General features: G+C 35.6%; 26 protein-coding genes and 1 pseudogene. 24 read left to right on the top strand and 3 right to left on the bottom strand.

Features of this window, described 5'->3' with window-relative positions; all coding sequences use genetic code 11:
- Positions 1-227: 227 nt before the first annotated feature.
- The 4 genes from sdaAB to ABIE66_RS23675 all read left to right on the top strand — a co-directional run bounded on the left by sdaAB (position 228) and on the right by ABIE66_RS23675 (position 3,019).
- Positions 228-890: an L-serine ammonia-lyase, iron-sulfur-dependent subunit beta gene (gene sdaAB, locus ABIE66_RS23690; RefSeq protein ID WP_289334158.1), complete on the top strand. Its 663-nt coding sequence runs from the start codon at positions 228-230 to the stop codon at positions 888-890.
- A 40-nt stretch (positions 891-930) separates the two neighbouring features.
- On the top strand, positions 931-1,806 hold the full coding sequence (sdaAA, locus tag ABIE66_RS23685) for an L-serine ammonia-lyase, iron-sulfur-dependent, subunit alpha (RefSeq protein ID WP_289326599.1): 876 nt from the start codon (positions 931-933) through the stop codon (positions 1,804-1,806).
- A 324-nt stretch (positions 1,807-2,130) separates the two neighbouring features.
- Positions 2,131-2,289: a YuzK family famiily protein gene (locus ABIE66_RS23680; protein ID WP_289314778.1), complete on the top strand. Its 159-nt coding sequence runs from the start codon at positions 2,131-2,133 to the stop codon at positions 2,287-2,289.
- A 202-nt stretch (positions 2,290-2,491) separates the two neighbouring features.
- Positions 2,492-3,019 (top strand): DinB family protein, encoded by a 528-nt coding sequence (locus ABIE66_RS23675; protein ID WP_370016528.1) that lies wholly within the window; start codon positions 2,492-2,494, stop codon positions 3,017-3,019.
- Between the two features lie 289 nt (positions 3,020-3,308).
- Here ABIE66_RS23675 and brnQ read toward each other — a convergent pair whose 3' ends face one another.
- Positions 3,309-4,649 carry a branched-chain amino acid transport system II carrier protein gene (brnQ, locus tag ABIE66_RS23670; RefSeq protein WP_370016527.1) on the bottom strand — a complete coding sequence of 447 codons (1,341 nt, stop codon included), beginning with the start codon at positions 4,647-4,649 and terminating at the stop codon, positions 3,309-3,311.
- A 370-nt stretch (positions 4,650-5,019) separates the two neighbouring features.
- Here brnQ and ABIE66_RS23665 point away from each other — a divergent pair, with 370 nt between their 5' ends.
- The 10 genes from ABIE66_RS23665 (at position 5,020) to ABIE66_RS23620 (ending at position 12,688) form a co-directional block, all read left to right on the top strand.
- The gene (locus tag ABIE66_RS23665) at positions 5,020-5,250 is read left to right on the top strand and encodes a hypothetical protein (RefSeq protein ID WP_370016526.1); all 231 of its coding nucleotides are present in this window, start codon (positions 5,020-5,022) and stop codon (positions 5,248-5,250) included.
- Between the two features lie 389 nt (positions 5,251-5,639).
- Positions 5,640-6,089: an Lrp/AsnC family transcriptional regulator gene (locus tag ABIE66_RS23660; protein WP_289314782.1), complete on the top strand. Its 450-nt coding sequence runs from the start codon at positions 5,640-5,642 to the stop codon at positions 6,087-6,089.
- Between the two features lie 584 nt (positions 6,090-6,673).
- On the top strand, positions 6,674-6,859 hold the full coding sequence (locus ABIE66_RS23655) for a hypothetical protein (protein ID WP_370016525.1): 186 nt from the start codon (positions 6,674-6,676) through the stop codon (positions 6,857-6,859).
- 188 nt (positions 6,860-7,047) lie between these two features.
- A complete protein-coding gene (locus tag ABIE66_RS23650; protein ID WP_370017107.1) occupies positions 7,048-7,731 on the top strand; it encodes a YesK family protein in 684 nt (227 codons plus the stop codon).
- A 149-nt stretch (positions 7,732-7,880) separates the two neighbouring features.
- Positions 7,881-8,228 (top strand): VOC family protein, encoded by a 348-nt coding sequence (locus ABIE66_RS23645; RefSeq protein ID WP_289326594.1) that lies wholly within the window; start codon positions 7,881-7,883, stop codon positions 8,226-8,228.
- Between the two features lie 177 nt (positions 8,229-8,405).
- A complete protein-coding gene (locus ABIE66_RS23640) occupies positions 8,406-8,558 on the top strand; it encodes a YfhD family protein (RefSeq protein ID WP_137020665.1) in 153 nt (50 codons plus the stop codon).
- A gap of 943 nt (positions 8,559-9,501) precedes the next feature.
- Complete coding sequence (locus ABIE66_RS23635) at positions 9,502-9,714, top strand: hypothetical protein (RefSeq protein ID WP_370016524.1); 213 nt, start codon at positions 9,502-9,504, stop codon at positions 9,712-9,714.
- 911 nt (positions 9,715-10,625) lie between these two features.
- Positions 10,626-11,189 carry a dihydrofolate reductase family protein gene (locus ABIE66_RS23630; protein WP_370016523.1) on the top strand — a complete coding sequence of 188 codons (564 nt, stop codon included), beginning with the start codon at positions 10,626-10,628 and terminating at the stop codon, positions 11,187-11,189.
- Positions 11,190-11,488: 299 nt separating this feature from the next.
- Complete coding sequence (locus tag ABIE66_RS23625; RefSeq protein WP_370016522.1) at positions 11,489-11,878, top strand: cupredoxin domain-containing protein; 390 nt, start codon at positions 11,489-11,491, stop codon at positions 11,876-11,878.
- Between the two features lie 255 nt (positions 11,879-12,133).
- A complete protein-coding gene (locus ABIE66_RS23620; RefSeq protein WP_370016521.1) occupies positions 12,134-12,688 on the top strand; it encodes a hypothetical protein in 555 nt (184 codons plus the stop codon).
- A gap of 80 nt (positions 12,689-12,768) precedes the next feature.
- On the opposite strand, the gene ABIE66_RS23615 is transcribed toward ABIE66_RS23620, so the two are convergent.
- A complete protein-coding gene (locus ABIE66_RS23615; RefSeq protein ID WP_370016520.1) occupies positions 12,769-14,181 on the bottom strand; it encodes a PQQ-dependent sugar dehydrogenase in 1,413 nt (470 codons plus the stop codon).
- A gap of 646 nt (positions 14,182-14,827) precedes the next feature.
- On the opposite strand from ABIE66_RS23615, the gene ABIE66_RS23610 reads away from it, so the two are divergent.
- The 6 genes and pseudogenes from ABIE66_RS23610 (at position 14,828) to ABIE66_RS23585 (ending at position 20,893) form a co-directional block, all read left to right on the top strand.
- Positions 14,828-15,268 (top strand): SRPBCC family protein, encoded by a 441-nt coding sequence (locus ABIE66_RS23610; RefSeq protein ID WP_370016519.1) that lies wholly within the window; start codon positions 14,828-14,830, stop codon positions 15,266-15,268.
- 1,100 nt (positions 15,269-16,368) lie between these two features.
- Positions 16,369-17,630: pseudogene (gene ltrA / locus ABIE66_RS23605) on the top strand (group II intron reverse transcriptase/maturase).
- A gap of 487 nt (positions 17,631-18,117) precedes the next feature.
- Positions 18,118-18,537 carry a UPF0715 family protein gene (locus ABIE66_RS23600; protein ID WP_370016518.1) on the top strand — a complete coding sequence of 140 codons (420 nt, stop codon included), beginning with the start codon at positions 18,118-18,120 and terminating at the stop codon, positions 18,535-18,537.
- A 168-nt stretch (positions 18,538-18,705) separates the two neighbouring features.
- The gene (locus ABIE66_RS23595; protein ID WP_370016517.1) at positions 18,706-18,900 is read left to right on the top strand and encodes a DUF6366 family protein; all 195 of its coding nucleotides are present in this window, start codon (positions 18,706-18,708) and stop codon (positions 18,898-18,900) included.
- Positions 18,901-19,031: 131 nt separating this feature from the next.
- A complete protein-coding gene (locus tag ABIE66_RS23590) occupies positions 19,032-19,847 on the top strand; it encodes an AAC(3) family N-acetyltransferase (RefSeq protein ID WP_370016516.1) in 816 nt (271 codons plus the stop codon).
- A 206-nt stretch (positions 19,848-20,053) separates the two neighbouring features.
- Positions 20,054-20,893 (top strand): tyrosine-type recombinase/integrase, encoded by an 840-nt coding sequence (locus ABIE66_RS23585; protein WP_370016515.1) that lies wholly within the window; start codon positions 20,054-20,056, stop codon positions 20,891-20,893.
- Positions 20,894-21,488: 595 nt separating this feature from the next.
- Here the strand turns inward: ABIE66_RS23585 and ABIE66_RS23580 are convergent.
- On the bottom strand, positions 21,489-22,031 hold the full coding sequence (locus ABIE66_RS23580) for an SMI1/KNR4 family protein (RefSeq protein ID WP_370016514.1): 543 nt from the start codon (positions 22,029-22,031) through the stop codon (positions 21,489-21,491).
- Between the two features lie 401 nt (positions 22,032-22,432).
- Here ABIE66_RS23580 and ABIE66_RS23575 point away from each other — a divergent pair, with 401 nt between their 5' ends.
- The 4 genes from ABIE66_RS23575 (at position 22,433) to ABIE66_RS23560 (ending at position 25,132) form a co-directional block, all read left to right on the top strand.
- The gene (locus ABIE66_RS23575) at positions 22,433-22,672 is read left to right on the top strand and encodes a hypothetical protein (protein ID WP_370016513.1); all 240 of its coding nucleotides are present in this window, start codon (positions 22,433-22,435) and stop codon (positions 22,670-22,672) included.
- Between the two features lie 199 nt (positions 22,673-22,871).
- A complete protein-coding gene (locus ABIE66_RS23570) occupies positions 22,872-23,756 on the top strand; it encodes an aminoglycoside phosphotransferase family protein (RefSeq protein ID WP_370016512.1) in 885 nt (294 codons plus the stop codon).
- A 177-nt stretch (positions 23,757-23,933) separates the two neighbouring features.
- Positions 23,934-24,083 carry a hypothetical protein gene (locus tag ABIE66_RS23565; protein ID WP_370016511.1) on the top strand — a complete coding sequence of 50 codons (150 nt, stop codon included), beginning with the start codon at positions 23,934-23,936 and terminating at the stop codon, positions 24,081-24,083.
- A 779-nt stretch (positions 24,084-24,862) separates the two neighbouring features.
- The gene (locus ABIE66_RS23560; RefSeq protein ID WP_286141141.1) at positions 24,863-25,132 is read left to right on the top strand and encodes a hypothetical protein; all 270 of its coding nucleotides are present in this window, start codon (positions 24,863-24,865) and stop codon (positions 25,130-25,132) included.
- Positions 25,133-25,502: the final 370 nt, after the last annotated feature.

Raw genomic sequence — 25,502 nt, 5'->3', positions numbered from 1 at the left:
TAAAATACTGAAAAATCAAATACTATCTTTGCGATAAATAATAAAAGTTTTTGGTAGGTATGTTATGTAATATATGTTAATATGGGATATGCAATGAAAGGGTTTTCATTGCAGGAATGATAAAAATATCTTAATATAGTAATTATGCCGCTTTTTGATCTTCGTTCACCCTTATTTGAGATGAAAGACGGTTAAAAAATATATTGCCAGAAAAGGGGCATTACAAAATGAAATACAGATCTGCATTCGATATAATCGGTCCCGTTATGATTGGACCTTCAAGCTCACATACAGCAGGAGCTGCCAGAATTGGCAGAGTAGCAAGGACGTTATTCGGAAAGCAACCGAAGAAAGCCATTATTTCTTTATATGGTTCTTTTGCAAAAACCTACCGGGGACACGGTACGGATGTTGCTGTCGTAGGAGGGATATTGGATTTCGATACGGATGATGAACGAATCCCTACTTCTTTGACGATAGCGGAAGAAGCGGGTATGGAAGTTTCCTTTACAATCGAGGATACTGTGATGGATCACCCTAATACAGTCAAAATCAGACTGTTTGACGAAGATAAAGAATTAGAGCTTGTTGGAATCTCCATTGGCGGAGGAACGATAGAAATAACGGAGTTGAATACGTTCAAGCTTAAATTGTCGGGTGAAAACCCAGCCATTTTAGTTGTGCACAACGATGTGTTTGGAATAATATCTTCCGTTTCAACAGTATTGGCCAATCATGAAATTAACATTGGACATATGGAAGTTTCACGAAAAGAAAAAGGTCAAATGGCCCTCATGGTGATTGAAGTCGATCAGAAAATCAAGGTCGAAGTCATGAAGGAAATTGAGGGACTGGAAAACGTGTCGCAAGTCATAAGGATGGTTGAATGAGAATCATTAAAAGTGTTGGTATAGATATGGAGGTAAAAACATGTTCCGAAATGTAGCAGAGTTGGTTGAACTTGCTGAAAGTAAAAATGTAAAAATCGCGGAAATCATGATTTTACAAGAAATGGAGTTCTCAGGCTTGTCGAGAGAACAGATCATTGAAAAGATGGACAGGAATCTGACAGTGATGGAACAGGCGGTGGAAAGAGGTCTGAAAGGCGTGCAATCCGTTACAGGCCTAACGGGCGGAGATGCCGTTCTTTTGCAAAATTATATCAAGACGGGCAAGGCACTCGGAGGCAATTTATTATTGGATGCCGTCAGTAAAGCTGTTGCGACGAACGAAGTGAATGCAGCAATGGGAATGATTTGTGCCACTCCTACAGCCGGTTCTGCGGGCGTGGTTCCCGGTACGTTATTTGCCGTGAAAGAAAGACTTAACCCGACCCGAGCAGAGATGATTGATTTTCTTTTCACTTCCGCTGCCTTCGGATTCGTAGTTGCAAACAACGCTTCCATTTCTGGAGCAGCTGGTGGCTGCCAAGCAGAAGTGGGCTCGGCAAGTGGAATGGCGGCAGCTGCAATTGTAGAACTGGCCGGCGGTACACCAAGTCAAGCCGCAGAAGCGATGGCAATCACACTGAAAAATATGCTTGGATTGGTTTGTGATCCAGTGGCAGGTTTGGTTGAAGTTCCTTGTGTGAAACGTAATGCAATGGGGGCATCTAACGCGATAACGGCAGCTGATATGGCACTTGCAGGCATTACGAGCCGCATTCCATGTGATGAAGTCATCGATGCCATGTATAAAATTGGATTGACCATGCCAGTCGCACTTCGTGAAACGGCAGAGGGCGGCCTTGCTGCCACTCCGACTGGGCGTAAATTGGCAAAAGAAATATTCGGTTCTTATAAATAAACATTCATCCCATTGACAACAAGTTTGTTAATGGGATTTTTAATTTGTTTAAAAAAATGACTTCATTCCTATCTACTTGCTCATAGCTTTGAACAAATTAAAAATTTATCTTTACGGTTAAAATGGAAAACGGAGGAAGAGGGAGGGATATGGCGTTTACGTACATGGAGATAGGAACAGCTGTAGAGAATTCTGAATTATCAGTGAATATGGAGCCGTAGCAACTTTGTCAGTTAGCATTTTCAATGATAAGATGAGTACGAAATTCACTATGGAAAGGATTGATTCTTCATTAATTTTCTCGAATTAACGTACACGTCGGCAATGGAAAAGGCAATGTTTCAGGCTCATGGAATCGGCTATGCACAATATGCTCAAAAACTGGAGCAACGTATAATGGTTGAACAAGAACGGGAACAGGATCATTTACAAAGCAGGCGTATAACAGATGAGATGAGGGCCAATCTTTTTATGGGGAGTTAATATCGGTTTACGATATCAGTTAAAATAAAACGAAAAAATCATACACAATCGAAAGGGCAATCTGAGGATTGCCCTTTTGTCCTGCCTATACCGTCAATAAAACTAAACTTCCCATAAAGCAGGCCATTAATTAACAGGCGATTTTTCATGTAAAAGAAGGAAACGAACAATTTAAATAGAATGTACGTTCAATAAGAGGAGGATGATCTTGTTGGAGAGAAGAGCATTACTGGTATCTGCATTACCGGAATATGAAGAAGAAATTGGGCGGTGGCTATGGTGTTTAGAAGATGTTCGCCGTACGCTTATAACGGAATTAACTGGAATCAGCCAAAATATACTCGATTCGAAAATGGATGAAAGGCAAACGATTGGCTCGATGTTATATCACATAGCATTGGTCGAGGCGGATTGGTTATACGAGGAGGTACTTGTTACGGAATGGGATACGGAAATACGCGCTTTGTTTCCATTAGGATGCCGTGCGGAAGATGGCTCCCTAACCCACATTGAAGGACAAACATTAGAAGAACATTTCTACCGCCTCAATAAGGTACGTGAAGTATTCCTTGCAAACTTTCGTTCAATGGACCTAACGGATTGGCGTAAACCGAGGGTGCTTGAACAATATGATGTCACGCCTGAGTGGGTCGTTTACCATTTGATTGAACATGAATCGCATCATAGGGGGCAGATTTTTCAATTGCTGAAGAAATTACGGAATGAATAAGAAGTGAAAAGAAATGGGATTGGGATTTTATATCGCTGCTATCTAGCTTAGCCGGAGTTGCCTTTTTGGCAGCTTTTTTCTCGTTGGGAGACAGGCAGCTTAGGTAAATTAGGGGGATTACCCATAATATATTACAGTTTATGGTATATTGGTTAATGTCACAACGTAAATAAACCTGCAGTGAAAATAATTCGACCTACACAGAGATAATTCGATCTACAGAAATTAATTCGTCCTAAATGAATATAAAAAAAGTCCAGGAAATATTCCTGAACCGATTTTATACCATTTAATCTATTTGATGATTATGACCGAATTTCGACCGTAAGACGCTGCTGGCATACCCAATGAATCCTCCGACAATGGCTGGAATGATCCATCCTAGTCCTGTCTCATACATAGGAAGGATTGCAGTGAAGAAATCATTGATGAATGAAATGTGTATACCCGCTCCATTTAATCCATCCATTAAACTGACGATGAATGTTAAAAATAAGCTGCCTTGATAAACTTCAGGTCTTCCTTTAAATAAAGAATGAAGGAAAGTTAAGAAAATCAAAACAATGGCTAATGGATAAATGGCTGTCATTACCGGTACAGAAATGGCAATTAACTGGGTTAATCCAATATTGGCAATGATTGCACTGAATATGGATAAACTTATTGCAATTGTTTTGTAAGGCAGGTTTGGAAATAGTTTATGGAAGTAAGTCGAGCAAGATGTAATCAGCCCTACGCTCGTCGTTATACAAGCTACTGTGATCATTAATCCCAATAAAAGCCCGCCATATGCACCGAAGTAATAATCCGAGACTTTCGCTAAGATAATGCCTCCATTATCCAAACGTCCCAGTTCCTCAACACTTGAAGCACCCATGTAAGAGAGAGCTGTATAAATGGTGGCAAGGATAACGGCAGCAATTGCAGTCGCTTTTCCGCAAACGATTATTATTTCTTTTTTTGTTTTAGCACCTTTTTCTTTAATGGCATTAATGATGATGATGCCAAAAACAAAAGATGCAAGAGTATCCATGGTTAAATACCCTTCTCTAAACCCATTGAAAAATGGTTGAACCATATAGTGTTCGGCAGGTGCTTGAAAATCTCCAATTGGATTAACAAAAGCGACTACCACCAGGATTCCAATGAATGTCAACTTGATGGGCGTTAATATTTTCCCCACAATTTCGACAATTTTCGCAGGATTGAGCGAAAGAAGGCACGAAATCGTAAAAAAGATGATGGTGAAAATAAGTAAAGGCAGTGGCCCTGAGTCTTCAGGCAAAAAAGGTTTTACACCGATTTCAAAAGAAACGTTTCCGGTTCTAGGCATTGCGAATAATGGACCAATCGCTAAATAAAGAACGGTTGTGAATACAATTCCAAACACGGGATGGACGCGGCTTGCTAATGATTGTAAATCATCTTTTCCCGAAAAACCGAGTGCCAGTACACCAAGTAACGGTAATCCTACACCTGTGACTAAAAACCCTGCATTAGCTGACCAGATGTTCGTTCCTGCAGATTGACCAAGCATTGGCGGGAAAATTAAATTCCCTGCCCCAAAGAATAGGGCAAATAACATTAACCCAATCACTACTATAAATGAAAATGGTACCTTGTTAGACAAAATAAACCCTCCACGAATAAACCAGAATTTACTATTTTAGAAAATTATTAAATTTTCTAAAAATTATATACAAACTAATATTAAGAACGTATCGTATTATAACTAAATTAAATTGATATTTCAATATATTTTTGTTTTTTTATTAATTACTTTGGATGATCAGTGATCCGCCCTTGTCTTATTTTGAACATCTAAAGGTAACTCATACCATTAATAAAATTCATTTTGATAAAATTCAAAGGAGAAATGAAATTCTTGGCTCATTGTTTTTATCCGTATTGTTCATAGAGGCAGGGGCAGGTGCGTGTAGTAAGAACATTGTCAAAGGAAACGATGATGTTACAGAGGAAAAATTAAGGAGTGTTTTATAATGGGAGTATTTATTGAAAAAATGTTGGGAGTGTTTTTTGAAAAAAGGAAACAAGGCAAAAAAGATGTTTTACTAATGGTTTGCTTATTCGGCCTTTCCATATTGAACATTGTTGAGTATTTCTCGGATATGGACTTATTTTGGTTATCTACCATTGTATTGATTGCATTTATTGTTCTTGGGGTACTCATACATATGGAAGGAAAAAGAAACAGGGAAAGCGATGAATGAATTCATCTTGTTGAGCTAACTGTAGGCGTGAAGGCAGGCTTTTTTTAATATTGTACTTAGCCACACCGGCAAATGGTTCGTAACAGTTTTCAATAAAAACTTTAAATATTTCATGCTATACTTAACTTATGTAGGCCAAACACCCTTCCAAAGATCCGACTTTTTGGAAATTCTTGTGATGCTCATCTGAACTTTTGAACTACGTTATTTTTTTTCTTTTAAAAGTGGATAAAGCCAACCTGAAGTATTGTGTTGGTTTACAGTCCATGTTAGAAAGTCTATTATTAGTCTAAGGCCTAGTGAAAGTTAGATTCTTTTCAATTTTTTTAAGTTACAGTATACGACGATTTTAGAAAAGAATCCTGATAACGATGTAGGATGTGAAACAGATGAAGATTACCGATATAGATAAAAAAATATTAGAGATATTAACGATAAATAGCCGAACGTCTTATGCGGATATGGGTAAGGAATTAAACATATCACGAAATGTTGTCCGTGACCGTGTTCAGCAGCTAGTAGAAAAAGGCGTAATTGAAAAATTCAGTGTTGTTATCAACTCTGAAGCTGTTGGCCAAAAGGTATCAGCTTTTTTTGAAGTGGATTGTGAACCTGCATACTTAGTGAAAGTAGCAGAAAAGTTGGCTAAGAACCCAAGTGTTGCAAGCTGTTACCAAATGACAGGTCCCAGCACATTACATATGCACGTTTTAGTTGAAGACTTTCCTTCATTAGAGTCATTCATTAATAACGAATTATATGGGATAGAAGGCATTTCCCGAGTTGAAAGTAATATCTTGCTCCGGCGTTTCAAAAGCAGGTCTGGGTTAAAGCTATAATGAACGCTTCATAATTGTAAAAAGTATACGCTCAATGCAGCCTGAGTTCCCTATTCATAGGGACTCAGGCAATTTTTTGATTTCGTTATTTCCTCTTCAGCAAAACCTTCATTCTTCTGTAATCAAACCTCTATGAACTTTTTCCCCTCTTCATTCACTGTACCAGGTGCCCCTGCTGCTTGGGTTGAATTATCAAAACGTTTCGGGCGTTTGTCTGAGGGAGTTCAAGAAATGAGTGTATTCGAACTGTGCGGTAAACATTAATACTCCTTAAGAATAGTAATAAAATAAATGAATGGGTATCCTATTAATTAGTAATATTATCCAAATGAGGAGCGTGTAAAAGAGAATAAACGATGAACAATGCCCTAAATGTAACTCAAACAATATTAAGAAAGGAGCTCTTGGAACCGGGTTTAAATTTGTTCAGATGTTTTCCCATGATAATTTAAGGAATAAACCTTCCAAGATTATTACTTACTATTGTACAGATTGTGGCTACATACTTAGTTCTTATTTGAAAAACCCATCTAATTTAGATTAATAAACTGACATGGGTAACTAGAGAGTGGAGGCCCGTTCGTATGGGTGAATTATTATCGTTAGCATTAGATTTTTTATTCGTTGCATCTATGTCATTGCATAATAGTACGAAACATACGGACAAACACATTGAAATTCTAAAAGAATACGATTGGTTTACGGCTTTGTATTACAATCCTAAATACACTAGCTTTTTAATCACAACAAACAAATTAGAGGTTACTTAGGACAACGTTATTCAATTAATAGAATGATCAAGAAAAAGAAACCGAGTGAAATGCTCATTATTATTCTTGATAAACAAGCAAAAAAACAAATCGTGTGATTGTGTATTCACGTCTCTACCGCACAAAACATTCCTTGAAAATTTGACTGGAATCTTAACAACCATTTATACAAACATATCCTTATATAAATAACAACCAAGGGAGAGATAAGTATTTTTTTATACGTTTATGAAGCAGGAATAATCCTAGCAATGATTGTATTCGGACTCGCTTATGTATTTGTAAAAGGGATAGAGGATAGAACGCAAATCTTACTTCAATTTTCGCTAGGCATATTGATTTTAGTGTTTTCCTTATCTGTGATTGGTGGGTTTGAGGGAATGCCGTATGCTGTGTTGAGCCTTGGAGTATTCACACTGGCCATTCTATACTTTTTCTTAAAGAAATATGTTATAGGAAAGAAAATACTCTTTATAGGGGTTCCACTCATCATCGTTATTCATATATTCATTGGGTTCATCAATCAAGTTGACTACCGGGTAGTGGATAAAGAAAGACTGACGGATGATGAAACCGGGAATTATATTGAAAAAATCGAGAAAGATACATCGATTGTCGGTTACAAAAAGTTTAAAGGAGGTGAAGGGGAGGACTTTTTATTAATATCAATGGGTGGTGAAAGAAAGGGAAATACCATTGAAGTGTTGGAAGTGAAAGACGATAGTGAGAAGACTATCATTCGCATTCGGACATCTTATAATAAAAATCCTGAGCCCAATCCGTATATAGCTGTAGCACTTACTCGTATTAAATCAAAGGTAGTCATTTTGGATACTGATGGAACAAATTATGGAGATGGTATATTTGATTAAACCTTTATAATTTGTTCATATTTGAATGGTTCTTTTTCTTATGGAGCTAACGGGGCAGGATAAGTTGAAAAAGGAACTTGAATTTAAATCTCGAATATCTAATGTAATCGGATAGCTAAAAATTTGATGACAGACAGGAGTTAGATACGATGATAAAAGGTTTCGGAGGAATATTTTGGAGAACTAAGAATCTTGAAGTTATAAAAAAATGGTACAGTGAAGTGTTGAAGATTGAAATAGAAAATTGGAATGGGACTGTGATAAAACCCCAATTAGGAAATGAGACCATCTTTTCTTTCTTTACCGAGAATGACAGTTATTTTCCAACAGAACAACAAGTGATGTTAAATTTCGAAGTACATAATCTAAACGAGACTATTAAGCATCTTGAACATATTGGTGTACCTCTTGCGAAGAAAAAAGAGATTAGTGAATTTGGAAAGTTTATTTGGATTGAAGATCCTGAAGGTCGACTGGTCGAGCTTTGGGAGAAATAACGAGTTGTAATTCATTTGCTATTGAGCTAAAGAACGGGTGCGTTAGCTGAAGATCGGAGCTATCACCAAAAACTGTTTTTAAGATAAAAATGTTCGTTCATGAGCAAATCTAAAGATATATAAATGTGATTCTTAGCCATACTAATAAAGATTAAAATTTCGTTAGGAGGCAATATTATGGGAAGATCAAACAATCAAAAACCATCTAGCAGTAAAAATTCATTACCTCAAACTCCCAAAAACTTAAAAATAGAACCGGATCGTGTGGATGAAGAGTTTTCTCGTGAGCTAGGTGAAAGTGGGAAAATAAGAGCTACAAGACCTAAATGAAACTACAAAAAAAAGTGAAAAGATACGGATTGATTACACTCCTCTTTAAATTTTAGTAAAACAGATACAAAAGGGAGCCTAAAAGGTTCCCTTTTGTATGCAGCTTAACTTTTTAATGATAGCCATTCTGCCCATTTGCAGAACCTGATGTTTTATGGTTCCCCTTTTTACCCTTATGCTTTCCTTTCTTACTCATGAAATAATTCCTCCCCAATACAAGATGTTATTTCTTGATTAGTGTTCGTTGAAGAGCTTTCAGGTATTACGGGAACTGAAGGAAGCTCATTTACATTTTGGATGATCTTCATTTATGAAGGCATTGATTTCTCCCCATATAATGATGATGAACCCAGATAAATAAAACCAGATCATTAACACCAGATCATTAACACAATGATGCCACCTTGACTGCCGTATGTAGCAGACTTAAAGAAGTATTCGCAAAGGATTTTGATATCAAAAGTTTTAGGGGAATGAAAAAGATTACTCAACCAAGTGAATTTTTCGGAGAAGAATTTTTGTGGACAAGCTTAATGCAAATGAAATAGTTGTTGAACTAACATGTGCGATACTTCAATAACGAAGCGTCGCTTTTTTCGTATAGAGCTAAAGGGGCAGTTTATTAAGTGGTAGGTAAATCCAATTATAGTATAGTCATATGTACCAGATCCTTTTTGTGGTCTTTTTCTTGATTGAAGAAAAATTCAGCTGAGGGGTATTGTACCAAATAATTTACATTGCCAACAGAAACGAATAGCCTAATAATCCTTTTTAATACGGCTCAATCCTTCTTGTAAAGACTTCCTGTCAATCGTAGATTGTTCTAATAATTCATCTACCGAATCAAACGACTGGAAAAAGAAATTTTTGACAGTTGTGTGAACTGGTAGGATTAGCGACTAGAAATGAAGAATACCTATTTATCAAAAGGGGGCATCTTTTAATGGAAAAGGAAAACTTACTAGCTGTAAAATGTTCGTGCTGCAAAAAGGAATTGGACGCAATAGACTTGGTCATCATCAATGAATCACTTCAGCTGACGCATATTCAATGCCCTGATAAAGGAGAAAAAGCAATTATTGATGTAGGATATTTTAATGCTATATCCCGAAAATACCTGACCTGTACTCGTGAAGAAGCCCCTATAAGTTTATAGTGGAATTTAAGTGCTTAAAAAAAACCTCTACAACTAACAGGTACGTTAGCTGAAAATGAGAGCTGTCTTTAAGGGAGTTTTTTCTTTTTACTATAATTACCTTTTATTTAGATTCAGCATGAAATCGTTCCAGGATTTACTTGTATTGTAATGGGGTACGATATTAGTAATTTTATCTATTTCAATTTTTTATCATGATGAATTAAAGGTTATATATCCGAAATAATAAAATTAAAGTATACCAATTAATCTGTTTCTTTCACATTTGGGTGTCGGGCTCCTGCAAGACACAGTGTATTCTTTAGGGTACAATAGTCATATGATAGCAGAATCTTATTCCTTTAGGACACAACTCCATATTAGTTAAATCCCAAATTTAATAAATCGGAGGTATGAATGTTGAAGGACAAATTAAAAAAATTAATAAATGATCCAAAAGTACAAAAAGCAGTAAAAGAAAAGGTAATTCCTTTGGTGAAAAAAGAAATTGAAAAAAGAAAAACAAATAAAACATAATCCTTATGAAGGACATAGGCTGCACCGAATGGTTTCGAAGTGATTAACTACGAACACACGGATGTTTCCGATATTAGAAAGATACCATTTGAATCCAATTAAAATATAAACACTTAACTAACGAGTGTGTTAGTTCATTTAGAAGGCCACCAAATTGGTGGTCTTTTAAATGTGATTTTCCATTCAAATTAGAGAAGAAAGAAAGTACCCCTATGCAACAAACGGGGCGGGAAAGTTCAAGAGTGTATATGCCATATCCTGAATAACTAATTGTTATTAAGGGAAGGCAGTTTAATAACATCAGTAATATTCAGAAATAAATGCTGTAAATAATGAAAATATAAAAAAACTTGGCGGGAGAAACTATATCTAAATGATTAAAGGGAGGAAGAATTATGACCAATAACGTACGACCAAGAAGAATAATTTTAGATTTAGCAATTACTTTAGATGGTTTTATTGAAGGGAAAAATGGGGAAGTTGATTGGTGCATCATGGATTCTGAGATGGGGTTTATTAATTTCTTAAATCAAATTGATACTATTTTATATGGAAGAAAAAGCTACGATTTATGGGGACAATTTACTCCAGAAATTGAAGATACAGATAAAGAAATTTGGGAATTAGTTCATAGTAAAGAAAAATATGTGTTTTCCAGAACGCAAAAAGGGACTGATAATAAAGCGATATTCATAAATGATAATATTCTTGAAGAAGTAAATAAATTAAAGAATAAGCCTGGTAAAGACATCTGGTTATATGGTGGAGCAAGTCTTATTACTACTTTTATCAACTTAGGGCTTGTTGATGAATTTAGATTATCTGTTCACCCTGTAATTTTGGGAGAAGGAAAACCGTTGTTTATTGATATAAAACAGAGGTTGAATTTAAAAGTGGTTAATACAAGAACGTTCTCCTCTGGCGTTGTGCAACTAATCTATCATTTGAATGGGGATTAATAATATTGCACATTCAAAAGATAAAATACAATATAGGTAATACTCGATAGTAATAGTCACTTATTCAGCAAACGGGCCAGATAATGGAATTAGACTTAGATATTTATTTTAATAAATAAGATTGTAAAAATGTACTTAAAGTAACGGGCGGCAGTTTAGTTGCATAAGAATGGATTCCAGAAGATCGCCATTAGAGTCGATCTTTTTCTTTATTATTTTAAAGCACGTTGCAACCAAATTAATAGTAATAATATTTTATGAATTAGAAAAAAATAGTGTTAGGGAAGGAGGGATTGCGAATGTCTGTGAAAAAGTGGGTAACAGGATTGGTCGTTGTGCTTGCAATGGTTGTAGTTGTGACTTCACTAGGCCCACTCGGCGTATATGCCGAATCCGGGGTTGTAACTCAGCCTATGGAGACAGGAAAATCGATTGAGGTCGAGTTGAACGATGATCTCTTTAATCCGAAAGTCATCACTATTCCGAATGGAACAGCCACAACGTTGATATTGAAAAACAAAGGTACAAAAGAGCACACCTTCACAGTGGAAAAGCTCGGAATTGACGCCGAGGTCCAGCCAGGTACAGAAAAAAACATTACCGTGAATCCTAAACAGCCCGGTACATATGAACTGAAATGCCGGTACCATTTCCAGGAAGGAATGGTTGGAGAAGTAATTGTCAAATAAGAAGCAGGGCCTATAAGGCCTTGTTTTTTTTATAGGCAAAGGAAATTACTTTTTACCCAGACATCCTCATAACAGCTAACTTTCCTCCACAGATGTTCTTTCCTTTGTATTACCGGTTAAGTTTTAGAGAGATTTTTTATTAAGTTTTTCATTACACAAGATATTGATGTTTGAATTATTAATAATTGTTCCACCTCTAATAAATGGTAATACAATGTATCGTAACGTATAAACCATTTAGAATGAGGTGGAAAGGTGTATTTTTTTAAACCTATTTCTGATGAGGTTCGTTTATCTCAAATAATATTCAATAAACATAAAAAAACGATGAAGCTCATTTTAGGGTCTATCTTTGCCTGTATTGCTGCTATTCTACAGGCTGCTGCTGGCTTTATACCAGGTATAGGATATTTTTTAAGTCCGCTAGCCACTGCACCTATTCTGTTATGTTCCATGTTTTCCATTCCATTTGGAGTAATGTCCTACTTTCTGACAATTATGTTGTTATTCATCCTACAACCAACTGAACTAATTGTATTTCCTTTTACAACAGGGTTGTTAGGACTTGGCATAGGGGCATCTTTTTACTTTTTTAGGAAGAGATTAAGTATTATTGCCACTGGTGCAATTCTTTTAATGTTAGGAATTATGAGTCTAATATTTATTTTTCACTTTCCAGTTTTAGGTCCAGCCGTCCCTGTTTCCTTTTCATTTCTTACAATTGGCTTTTTATTGGCTTTCATTTATAGCTGGTTATGGGTTGAAATTGCTTTAATCATTTTTAAAAAATTAAAAATGATTATAATTTAGTGATTCTCCATCACTTGGTTTTAATTTCGATTACTTAAATCCATGTAGAGATTTATCAAGTAGAATTTTATAGTTATGATTCATGGAATTATTTCAAAAACAGTGCCTTGGTTAAAATCAGTCACTTTCATGGAGCCATAAACTGCTAAATATAATCTGGTTTGATTGAGGTTCGTTCCCAAACTAACATAATAGGCTGATTGAGACCCAAATTCAAAATCGGTTTGTATCACACTAAAATCATTTTGTTCACCATTTGGTCTTACGATGGTATAAGCTAAAGCCCCTCGAACCTGAGGTTGAGATTCTTTCCGGGCAAGGTCGGTAAACACAACGCTTCCTGTTAAACCAGGGATACTTTCCCCCATATAGGCTTGCACTCCTGTAAGTGCAGTTCCTCCAAACTTATCGGGTCTGGTATCTTTATGAAAATAACTAGTTAAAGGCTGAAGGCGACTACCTGAAAGTGTTACTGCTTCATTGTAAAAAGCAATTGTTTTCTCATCCAAAGTCGGATTTTCAGTGCAGCCTCTTATAATCGAAGCAGGAAAAGCACCTTCCCAACCTCGCCAGCCAAAGTTAATAAATCCTTCTTTGTCAGGTTCAGAATTCATTAAAGAAGCTTGAATAAGCTGAGTAACCGGTATTGGTTTATAATGAACGAATGAAAAAATGGACTCGACCAAATCCTGTCCGACATTTCCCGCATATTTAATATACTGATTATAAAACTTTTGAAATGAAATGCCTGGTATATTGCGAACTCCTTTGGCCATTACCATGAGCGTTTCCTGAATAGTTGTGGGAAGTTCATTAAAACGTGTGACAATGGGTGGATTATTGATGTATATATCCTTACCTACATCAATTTCAATTATTTTACCAGCGATTTCTAGATCGTCCTGGCTTAAGTTAAATGGATCATAGCCTGATCCACCATCTCCGGTTGTTAAAACAAGTTTTCCTGTTTCAGGTGAAAAGTTTAAACTATTGACCCCATTATGATTTGAAAATGGTCTTCTTAAGTTAAGTAATGTCCGTCGTTTTCGGGGTTGACCATTCGATTGTAAAATCCATTCTTCAATTGTATCAATATGATCATATTGCGTTTCTCTATTTATCCACCTTAGGTTTAACGTTCTAGGATCACACGGGTCAGGCTTAAAAGATTCACGAAGAGCACCTGGTCCTTGTGTTTCAGCTACTGAATAATGAAGATAAAACAGACCGTTATAATAAAATTCGGGATGAAACGCTAGCCCCAGCAATCCCCGTTCATCATATCCGCCACCAGAAACACCTAGTTTTAGGATTCGCGGGCGAATATCTAAAAAAGTCCTTATAACTCCGTTTCCTATGTAAAAGATCTCTCCTACCTGGGTTGCAATAAATAATCTTTCAATTGAGTCACCTGGAAGTATAGTTGTTTTCAAAACAGTAGGTAAATTTATCTTACTTGCAATGGGCCGTAAACCAACCTTAACTTTTATCAACTGACTTTGCACTCCTTCCTATTGTTTTCTTTTATAAGAATATGATTAGAACTGTCCATTAGTACCCAATTAGGCCGGGGAATCTGATAAGGCATTGCACCACTTTCCGCACGAGCGTAATTAAACGAAAGGAGTGCGTTAGTTGAGATTTTTAAGAATGAGGATAAATTCAAGTTATGCCATAAAAGGACGCTATCCAGGAACAAGGATAAGCGCTTATTTTTCCTTTTAGGGCCATATTCTTGAATAAGGGGTAGCATCAGGAAAATGCGTATTTACAACGATGAGCATTCTGATACAAGTCATATGAGACAGTATGAACTCTATTTTGTAGGTAATTGGATTGTGTCTCAAAAGGCTCTGCACTATTGGGGTTGTGAAAGAATGTACTTAAACTATAGGGGCAGGAAAGTTCCATAAGGAATACTGTTAAGTGACATTAAAGTCGTTTAAAAACGTCAGTCCTGTTATTCCATTAAAGGGCCAGATTGTGGAGGATTGGAAAATTTTGATTCTACAAATAATTGGGGGATTGGAAGAAGGAAAGCTATGTATAATTAGTGATGTAAATTTATGCTTTTTATGTAATAATTATTTTGTAGAAATGTAAAGTTACAATTCATACATAGTGAAGGTGGGGATCATAATGGCAACGGGAACGCATACTGTAGTAGTTCCAGTAGATGTACAAGCAGTTTGGGATTATGTCAGTGATCTCGAAAAATGGGCAACGACAGTACCAGCCTATAAAGAACATGAAATCATAAATGACAAGCAATCTATTTGGACATTTGAAGGTAGTGTGAAAGGTATTAAAAAAACAATACAAGCGCAGGTAGATATTACCGAATGGAATGAACCTTCAAATATTAAGTTTGAACTAAAAGGTTTATCAGATAATTTTTCAGGAAGCGGTCACTTTACTGCAGAAGATGTTAATGGTAAAACAATAATGACTTGTACGGTGGAAATCCATGCAGGCGGATTATCTGGTGCGGTGTTAACACCAATTATTAAATGGGCTGTTCCAAAAGTAGCATCTCGTTTAACAGAATCTATCGCACGTAAAATTGCAGTATTCTCATAGTTTTCAAAGATTGAAAGCCAATTCATTTTGGAGATACCTTCTCTGAAGTATAGATGGTAACATTCGGAAGTGACCAATATAATGATATCGAGCTCTACTAGAAATTTTATAATTAGCGGAAAGGGGGCTGTCCAAAAAGGATGGCCTCTTTTTTTCAATATTCCAGAATCGCTTTTCTTAATTAACTAACGGGTGCGTTAGCTGAGGATCAGAGCTGTTTTTAAGATAGCTTTTTCTTTATGCAACCTTGCAGGTTAGTTGAAGATGAATGTTACAATAAAAGAAAAATGAGGCAAGGTGATATTATGATTGGAACGTTTTTTAGTTTTTTTGTTATCTTTTTTATTATTGCAAGACTTGTTAGCCTAATGGGTAAGATTAGCTGGATGCCACTGATAAGAACAACTACGAGACAAGATGCAATATTAGCAATAATCTTTTCATTCATTGTTGCTGTTTCAACCCTTAATGGATAAAACACTATCTAGACCTGGTGAAATATCACGTGCGTTAGCTTAAGATCGGACTGTCTTTAATACAGTTTTTTTCGTGCGCCCGGCATGGGTGCAATCTATAGGGTGAAAGTCCCGAACCATGAAGGCAGTAGTAGTGGTTAGCTTAATTCAAGGGTGTCCACGGTGACGTGGAATCTGAAGGAAGCAAGCGGCAAACCTCCGGTCTGAGGAACACGAACTTCATATAAGGCTAGGTATCCATTGGATGAGTTTGCGAAACAAAACAAAGTCCTTACTGCCGAAGGTGGTACAGAGTAAATGAAGCAGATAGTTGGAGGGAAAGATTGCACTCTTACCCGGGGAGGTCTGATGACAGCCAAGTACACTTGGTAACCTGTCCAGTGATGGACAGCTGAATCATCAGAAGTCAGCAGAGGTCATAGTACTTGTCTACTCGAGAAGATAAGAAAGGACCGAACAGATTAAGGAGGATGAATACTAGGCGTTCGTTATCTGCGAAGAAGCAAACAATTCCTAACGGAACTTATTTGAAGGAAGAAGTGGTGAATACACGGGGAACTTCAAAAGGGTGGAGCAGATAAAGGCACAAATAGACCATTTATCCACGTAGAAAGGATATCAACGATGTTAATGGAACAGATACTAGAGAGGGAAAACTTAATACAGGCATTGAAGCGTGTAGAAAGAAATAAGGGAAGCCATGGTGTAGATGGAATGCCGGTTCAAAACCTGAGACCGCACCTCGCAACTGAATGGTACAACATGAAACTGCCCTTTTACAGGGTACCTATCAACCGCAGCCCGTCCGTCGTATCGAAATCCCGAAACCAAACGGCGGAGTTCGGCTATTGGGTATTCCAACCGTTCTAGACCGTTTCATTCAACAAGCCATTGCCCAAATATTAACCAGGATATATGACTCAACCTTTTCGGAGAATAGCTATGGTTTTCGCCCTAACAAACAAGGGCACCAGGCGGTTCGAAAGGCAAAGTCCTATATAACCGAAGGTTATACATGGGTAGTGGATATGGACTTGGAGAAGTTCTTCGATAAAGTGAATCATGACAAGCTCATGGGAATGTTAGAGCGGAAAATTGAAGATAAACGAGTTCTCAAACTGATTCGTAGATTCCTTCAAGCAGGCATTATGATAGGCGGACTTTTTCATAAAAGTGAGGAGGGAACTCCGCAAGGAGGTCCGTTAAGTCCTTTATTATCTAATATCATGTTAGACGATTTAGATAAAGAACTAGAGAAACGCAATCTTCGATTCGTAAGGTATGCGGATGACAGTACTATCTTTGTGAAGACACGAAAAGCCGCCAAACGTGCAATGGGAAATATCTCAAGCTTCATTGAAAATAAACTGAAGCTAAAGGTCAACTACGAGAAGTCGAAGTATGATCGCCCTTGGAACAGAACGTTTCTCGGTTTTAGTTTCACGAAGTCAAAGAAGAACCCGAAGGTTCTACTGGCTAAACAAACGGTGAAGAGAGTAAAGAAACGAATCAGGGAAATGACCTCGAGAAAATTACCGAAACCCATGAAACTCCGAATAAATAAGTTAAAGCAATACCTTAGAGGTTGGATGGGTTATTTCGCCCTCATTGATACTCCGAACGTTTTGAAGAATTTAGATTCATGGATTCGAAGAAGACTCAGGATGTGCCTATGGAAGCAATGGAAATTGCCAAGAACGAGAGTGAGGAAACTCAAAGGATTAGGCGCCCCATTTGGAAAAGCGTATGAATGGGGAAATAGCAGAAAGGGTTATTGGCGCATAGCGCATAGTCCTATTCTAGACAAAACCCTTAATAATGTTTATTGGCACCACCAAGGGTTAGTAAATCTATATGAACGATATACAAAACTACGTCAGACTTAAACTGAACCGCCGTATACCGAACGGTATGTACGGTGGTGTGAGAGGTCGGAGGCTAGGCGCCTCCTCCTACTCGATTTTATGTAACTATCGGGGCAGGTTAGTCGAAAATTATGGTAAAATATTCTGGGTAGTAAGTACAAAGTTCAATAGCTTAAATGTACGAAAGGAATGTATATTTTGTTTTTAATATATGCAATTTTATTTTTCATTTTTGGATATAGTTTTATACTTACATTAATAAAAGCTATCCAAGAGGAAGTATCCTCGCATCTTACTGCAATCCTTTTTCTTGTATGGGCTTCATTAGCAATAATCGTTACTGTGAATTTAATGAGTCTATAGTTAATGTTCACTATCGGATGCGTTAGCTGAAAATCGGAGTTGTCTTTAAGGCAGCTTTTTCTTTTGGAACTAAAGGGGCAGAATAGTTGAAGAAATGATATTATTATGGAAAAAAGTAACATGACATTTGGAAGGTTGAGAAAAATTGGAGATTTGGAAATTAAGTGAAAAAGTATCGAAAATTAGCGATGTAATACCTTATTATTTTGTTATTCTATTCTTGTCTTGTATCTCTTTTTCTGTTTTTATAATTGTAGTTAGTGGAGAACCCTCTTGGTTGCAGTTAATGCCTGTTATTATATATTCTTTTTATGTTGTTATACCTTATTTACTTTTTGCAGTACCATTGCAAATTATATTTAATAAACGCCCGAGAAAATTTAATGTGTTTTATCTTTTAATTTACACGGTACTTTCTTTTGTAGCAGTATTTTTATTTAATGTAGTGTTATTTAGAGTTGAACCTACATATTTAGTTAAAACTCAAATATATTACGGTTTTAGTTTTGCAGCAGCTGCTATTTATTGGTTTTGGGATTCTGTCTTCTTACAAAAGAAAAACTGAAATATCCTAGTTCTTCAGCTAACAGAGTGCGTTAGCTAAAGATCAGAGCTGCCTTTATGGCAGCTCTTTCTTTATGTAACTATCGGGGCAGGATAGTTCAACAAGGATAATGGTTATTTGTGGTAAAATTCAAAAGGACTGGTTGCTTAATTTACAGGTGGTGTTCAAATGAGTGAAGATAAAGAAACTCCTGAAAGAAGAAGAGAAAAATTAAGACAACAAGAATTAAAAAGAAATCCTTCTAGCAGCATTCACGGTGGAGGCCTTGCTGATTTAGTTGGTAGCTTAGGTTGGAAAGGTACCGGAATTCTAATTCTTGTAATCATAATCGGCTTTACTTTTGTATCGCTCTTCTTCAAGTAACGGGTGCTTTACTTCAATAACAGGTCTTGCTGTGGCGCAACTAAAGGGGCAGGATTTAATTGTCACCAAACTTACAGCTAGAGATAATAAGTATCTAATAAGAGGTTATCAATTGGAGATGAACAAATGGAATGGAAACAATAATTGAAAGTACAACTTTTCCAAGAACTAAACAGTCGATAGCAGAAGATTTGAAAGCTTTAGGGTTAAAGAAAGGAATGACTGTACTTGTACATTCCTCTTTATCATCCATAGGATGGGTAAATGGCGGGGCTGTAACTGTTATTCAAGCATTAATAGATGTTGTTACTGAAGAAGGTACCATCGTGATGCCTTCTCAATCTGTGGAATTATCTGACCCAAAAGATTGGGAAAATCCTCCCGTACCAGAAGAGTGGTGGAATATTATTAGAGAAAGTATGCCAGCTTACAATTCTAACTATACCCCTACCACTAAAGGGATGGGGAAAATAGTAGAGTTATTCAGGTCTTATCCAGAAGTTAAAAGAAGTGTTCACCCAAACTACTCTTTTATAGCTTGGGGTAAAGATAAAAATAAAATTCTTAATCAACATCCTTTGAACTTCGGACTTGGTGAACAATCACCTTTAGGAAAACTTTATATGCATCATTCACATGTATTACTATTAGGTGCTGATTTTGATAGTACTACATGCTTCCATCTTGCAGAGTATAGGATTCCTTATCAAAAAATTATAAGCAAGGGTTCACCTATGCTAGTAGAAGGTAAAAGTGTATGGAAAGAATATAAAGACTTAGAATTTAGAGAGGAACTATTTCAAGAAGTCGGTCAAGCGTTTGAAGGAGAGCATGATCTGAAAGCTGGCAAAGTGGGTTCTGCTAACTGTCGCCTTTTTTCACTTACAGAAGCAGTGGATTTTGCTGAGAAATGGTTAAATAATTATGATAGTAAAAATATAGAATGACTATAAATAGCTTGATATGCTAAATGAGGCTAGTACTTGTTGAACTACCGGGTGCGTTAGCTGAAGATCGGAGCTGTCTTTAAGGCAGCTTTTTCTTCTTTAACAAACAGTGTTATTGTTTAATGAAAACTCTACTAATCTAGTATAATAGTTCTTCTTTTGACTATACTGTCTATTAATATGGTATAGATTGGAGAGAAACAGGTATGATCTTAACTGATGTATGGGGTTTATATAAGGCAGATAAGCAAATCCAAGGTTATTCTCAACAAACATTAAAGGCCTATTACGTCCAATTTAACTTGTTGGTGAATAATTTTGGAAATATATCCATTCAAGAACTTTCAACTAATTCTCTTAAAGTTTATCTGGGAAAAGCAGCTGAAAAGCTTAAGCCATCCAGTCTGGGTCACAGAATTCGATTTATTAAATCTTTATTTAGATGGGCTCAGGATGAAAATTTAATTAATGGAAATCCTGCTTCCAAAATCAAGGAACCAAAATTAGAATTAAGGGTACCAAAATACTTGTCTGAAGAGGAAATTGAACATTTGCGGGAAGCTTGTCATACAACATTCGAAAATGCTTTATTTGAGTTTATGTATTCAACAGGATGCAGAATTGGTGAAGCAATAAATCTAGATAAGGCCTCAATCAATTTCTCTAATCAATCAGCAATCGTTTTAGGTAAAGGGCGTAAAGAACAAGAAGTATATTTCAATACTCGTTGTGAAATATGGTTGAAGCGATATTTAAGTGAGCGAAAAGATCATGAGGAAGCACTATTTGTGACAACACGCGCACCCCATCGAATGAGTATTTCTCAAGCGAGGAACATTTTAAAACTGGTAGCAAAGAGAACGGACATTAAAAAGAGCATTCATCCCCACCAGCTTAGACATAGTTATGCCACAAATTTATTGAATAATGGAGCTCCTCTAGAAGTGATACAAAATTTAATGGGTCATGAAAAAAGTGAAACCACAAAAATTTATGCATATCTAAGTGGTGCAATGCGGAGAGACTTGTATAGAAAGTATTTTTAAGGGACCAAGGGTCCTTTTTATTTTGTTCTTAATAAACTATCGGGGCAGGTTAGTTGAACAAGAACTTAGATTATGCTAGAGATTGAAGAGGGATTTTTGTTAAAATTAAAGGATGAAGAATTCGAAAGGATATCTAAGCTAATTATGAAAACAATTCTTATATATTTAGCAGGATTATTAGTTTATCTTATATTGATAGCTAATTATGAATCTCGATTTGATAATCCATCTGCCATAATCTCTACTTTAATTTTTATATTTTCAATTTTTGTCATTGGTATTTTAAAAAGAATATTTATCAAAAAAAAATAAAAGACTTACTTCAACTAACGGGTGCGTTAGTTGATTTGCTCGTGTTTATCAAAGATACACATATAGAGATTAAAAATTTTAATGGGGTTGAATTAAAATGAATGTATCGCCTTCTTATTTTATATTTGGTTTAATAAACATGATTTTAATGATTGGAGCTATACCAGCTATCATATACGCTTTATATTTATTAAGAAAAATTTCAAAAAAATAAGGCTATGTTAAAGGTTAAGGTTGATTTAATAATGCACAAAAAAATGAGCTGGAAAATGTATCTCCAAGCTCATTTTTTACTAAAGAACCAGTTAGTTGAAGAACGGAATAATTTTTTTAAAAATTCATCGAAGCTATCTGTTATTTTGATATATTCCCATTCTGTTGTTTCATTAGTTGAAGCTAAAAAGTTTTCTGCTATATACATAACAGAAGGATTATCTTTTGTTTTTCGATAATCTAACACAACCCAAAAATGGAAATCGGTCCACAATACAATAAACCCTTTAGGGAGGTCGACTTCTTTTAATAGTTCTTCGGACGACAAAATGCTTATATCATCATTCTCGAAATGTATGGGTTCTATGGAAGGAAGTTTTACTCGTTCCTCATAAGGAATGCCTTCAGTATCTACAGCAGGTAAATTGAAATAAGGGTATTTTAAGTCTCCTCCATTTTGTATTTTCATTAAATCTATAAAAGAATGAGGAAATTTAATGTTTAATAAGTTTTCAGCTTTTTTAAATATTTCATCATTTATCGGATATTCAATACGTTTATATTTTGGTCCTTCCAGCCAAAAATCCAGTCCATTATAATAAACCTTTTTCAATGACAGCACCTCCTACATTTATTTATTAGCTTAACTTAAATACATACCCTAATTAAACCATCCTGCTGCGTTAGTTTAAGTGTAACATTTACAAGCAATACCACCTTACGAAAAATCAACCCTTACCTTTAACATAGCCAAAAATAAAGTAAAAAAAGGAAGAGGAGCTACAAAAGTCCCTCTTCCTTTTTTGTACCTTTGTTTCTTCAGCAAATCACATTAAGAAAAATTTCAAAACACCTCCTATTATAAAATCGTAATTTTATTCTCTATCACATTATTTTTCGTTTGTTTTCAAGAACAAGGAGAGCCCCCTTCTTTTTTGCTAATAAAAGGTATTATAGGAAATATAGTTAAAATGGCAAAGAGTTCTTTTATTTCAACGTAAGGGGGATGACGTAATGGGAAAAATCATGTTCGCAGCATCCAAGGTATTGGGTTCGTTCCTGGTGTATTATTTTCTAGGAGAATTGGTGTTAAGCCTGGTGAATTCCTTGCAAGGCCATTACCTGCACTACTACGAAGACCAACGTAGTTTTTACGCGGTGATGTTTGCGATTACGATGGTGATCGGACAGACACTATGGTCCGTGACGAAAAAGAGAGAGATTCTGGCAGAAGAAGAATCCAAGGACCTGTAAAAATCTTTTATAAGAATGGCTCTGTTAAAGGATGTTGTTGATTTTCTTAATGAACTAACGGGGCAGGATAGTGGAATAAGAAGTCTTTGTAGTAGTAAGTATATGGTACATTAAATGTAATCAAATTAAAGGGTCAAATAAATTTGTGACTGTAACTGGGTTTTGGAGATGAACAAATAAAATTAGAAGGAGAAATTAAATGATAAAAATCGACGTAGAATTAGTTTCGAAGTTAATAAATAGCCAATTTCCAGATTGGTCTAATTTGGAAATTAAGCCTGTTAAAAAAAGTGGAAATGATAATAAAACTTTTCACTTAGGCAACAGTATGAGCGTTAGGTTACCAAGTGATGAAGCCTATGTACCTCAAGTTGAAAAAGAACAAAAATGGTTACCCATTTTAGCCAAGCATCTTTCAACACTAATACCTGAACCATTAGCTAAAGGAGAACCAAGTGAGGATTACCCACATCCTTGGTCAGTCAACAAATGGTTGGATGGAGAGACGTTAACTTTAGAAAATATAGATGATTCAAATCAATTTGCAAATGATTTGGGGGGATTTTTAGTTGAATTACAATCTATTGACGCCAGTGGAGGTCCCTTAGCTGGAGAACATAATTTTTATAGAGGCGGAGACATTGTTGTATACGATGATGAGTGTAGAGATGCCATTAATAATAATGTAAATACTTTTAATAAACACCTATTGAAAGAAATTTGGGAATTGGCATTAACTTCAAAGTGGGCTGGTGAACCATTTTGGGTCCACGGTGACATAGCCCCAGGAAATATATTAATTGAAAATGGTAATTTGTATGCGGTTATTGATTTTGGGATATTGGGAGTAGGAGACCCTTCTTGCGATGCTGCAATGGCTTGGACTTTTTTTGATAATAGTAGCAGAAAGACATTTAAGAATGCATTGAATTTTGATGCAGAAACTTGGAATAGAGCAAGAGGTTGGGCTTTATGGAAGGCTTTAATAACCTACAACTATAATAAACAATCTAACAAAGCAGTCGCAGATGAACAATGTAATATTATAAAAGTAATCATTAATGATTATGAAACTGAAAGATAAAGGCATTAAAATAGAATTTTTTATTGCACTAACAGGTGCTTTACTTCATTACCAGTAGCTGATCATCAGCTCCTTTTCTTATGGAACTAAAGGGGCAGGTTAGTTCATTAAGAAACTGTTATAATTTGGAGATAGTTAGTGCATGAAAGAATATACGAGGAAATGGGAGACAATTTAGTGAATAAAAAAATGGGGCTATTAGGATTATTGGGGTTATTGTTATTTATGTTCGGTATTTACATTTCACAATGGAATCTTTTTGGCATGGTGATTGGTATTGGTAGAGGTTATGTTATGGGGTTTAGTTCATTCAAATTATTTAATTAGTTATTGAACAAACGGGGCAGGTTAGTGGAATAAGCAGGAAATAAATAACAATATATTCTTATGCTCTTAATAACTACCTATTTTAAGATAAATAAATCCGAAAAGAGGTATTGTTGAATAGAGTGTTGTTGCAGTTGCAGGTGGTTTCATTGTTGGTTTTTCGGTTGGTTTTATTTATCTTCGTCTTGAGAAACTAATAAAGTTAAGAAGAACCACAAATGAGGATTTTTAAAATCAAATGAGCATAAATACAGTCTTTTTTAATTAAATGTCTGAATAAGGGTGATTACAATGGTAAAGGGAACTTTATACTTTTTGGGGTATTTTCTATTATTTCCAATAATTTTTATGATTAGCTTTTTTTTATGGAGATTTGTTATTCAAGGTAATGATCTATGGATGGTTTTAACAGATTCTTTATCGATTTTAGGGTTATATTATTTATTTACGAGCATTTTATTTAGCTTTTTTGTTAAACGATTTAAAGAAAAGAATGAAGCCTTTTACAAATGACCGAATTTCTATTCATGTAAGGAATTCAAATTCAATTCCTTCAGATGGTTACTGTTTATAAAGGACTGACAATGAAAACCTATTTTTATTGAACTAACGGGTGCGTTAGCTGAAGATCGGAGCTGTCTTTAAGGCAGCTTTTTCTTATGGCACTAACGGGGCAGTTTATTTCAACAAGGAACTTCCAGTTTTCGCACAAATGAAAAGGTGTTAAATGATATGATTAAATAGTAAATTGTACCAGAACTAAGGGGGAAAGAGAAAAATTGTTTAAAGAAAATAAGATTTTGTATTTATATATGTTTTTTGGAACGGTAGGCATAGTCCTTGTAGGATTAGGAGCTTTGAGGTATCAAGTAATCGTTTCTGATTTTGATTTTGAAGGATACATATTTACATACTTGGGTTTTACGTTAACTATTAGTTACATATATTACTTAGAAAAAAAAGCAGGGATAAGCAATAAAATAACAAGGATTAAAATAGCTATTACTTTTGCTCTGTTTGTTATTAGTTCATATTTTTTGTATCTCTAATTCTTCTTATAGAACTAACGGGGCAGTTTAGTTGAAGAAGAATAATGGGTTATTATGGTAATATGAGATTATAGGGGGGCTATCTAAATGAAAAATTTAATTATTGGTATCATAGTTTTATTGGTACTTTGGCTAATACTTCCGTTATTTAATATAAACTCATCATATTTAATTCCTAATGTAATTGAATGGGCTACAAAGTTCATACTTCCGTGGATAGTATTGTATTGGATTATCAGACTCACTAAAAATTTAGAAAAAATTTAATAGCCTTTATTGAACTAAAGGGTGCTTTAGGAAGGTTGCTGAGGCAGCCTTTTTCTTATGGCACTAACGGGGCAGGTTAGTTTAAAAAGAGGTAATATAGTAA

Origin of the sequence: Peribacillus sp. B2I2 (genome assembly GCF_041261685.1) — a bacterium.
Taxonomy (GTDB): Bacteria; Bacillota; Bacilli; order Bacillales; family DSM-1321; genus Peribacillus.
The sequence above is the reverse complement of the archived record's forward strand: the minus strand, read 5'-3'. Positions and strand labels throughout refer to the sequence as shown.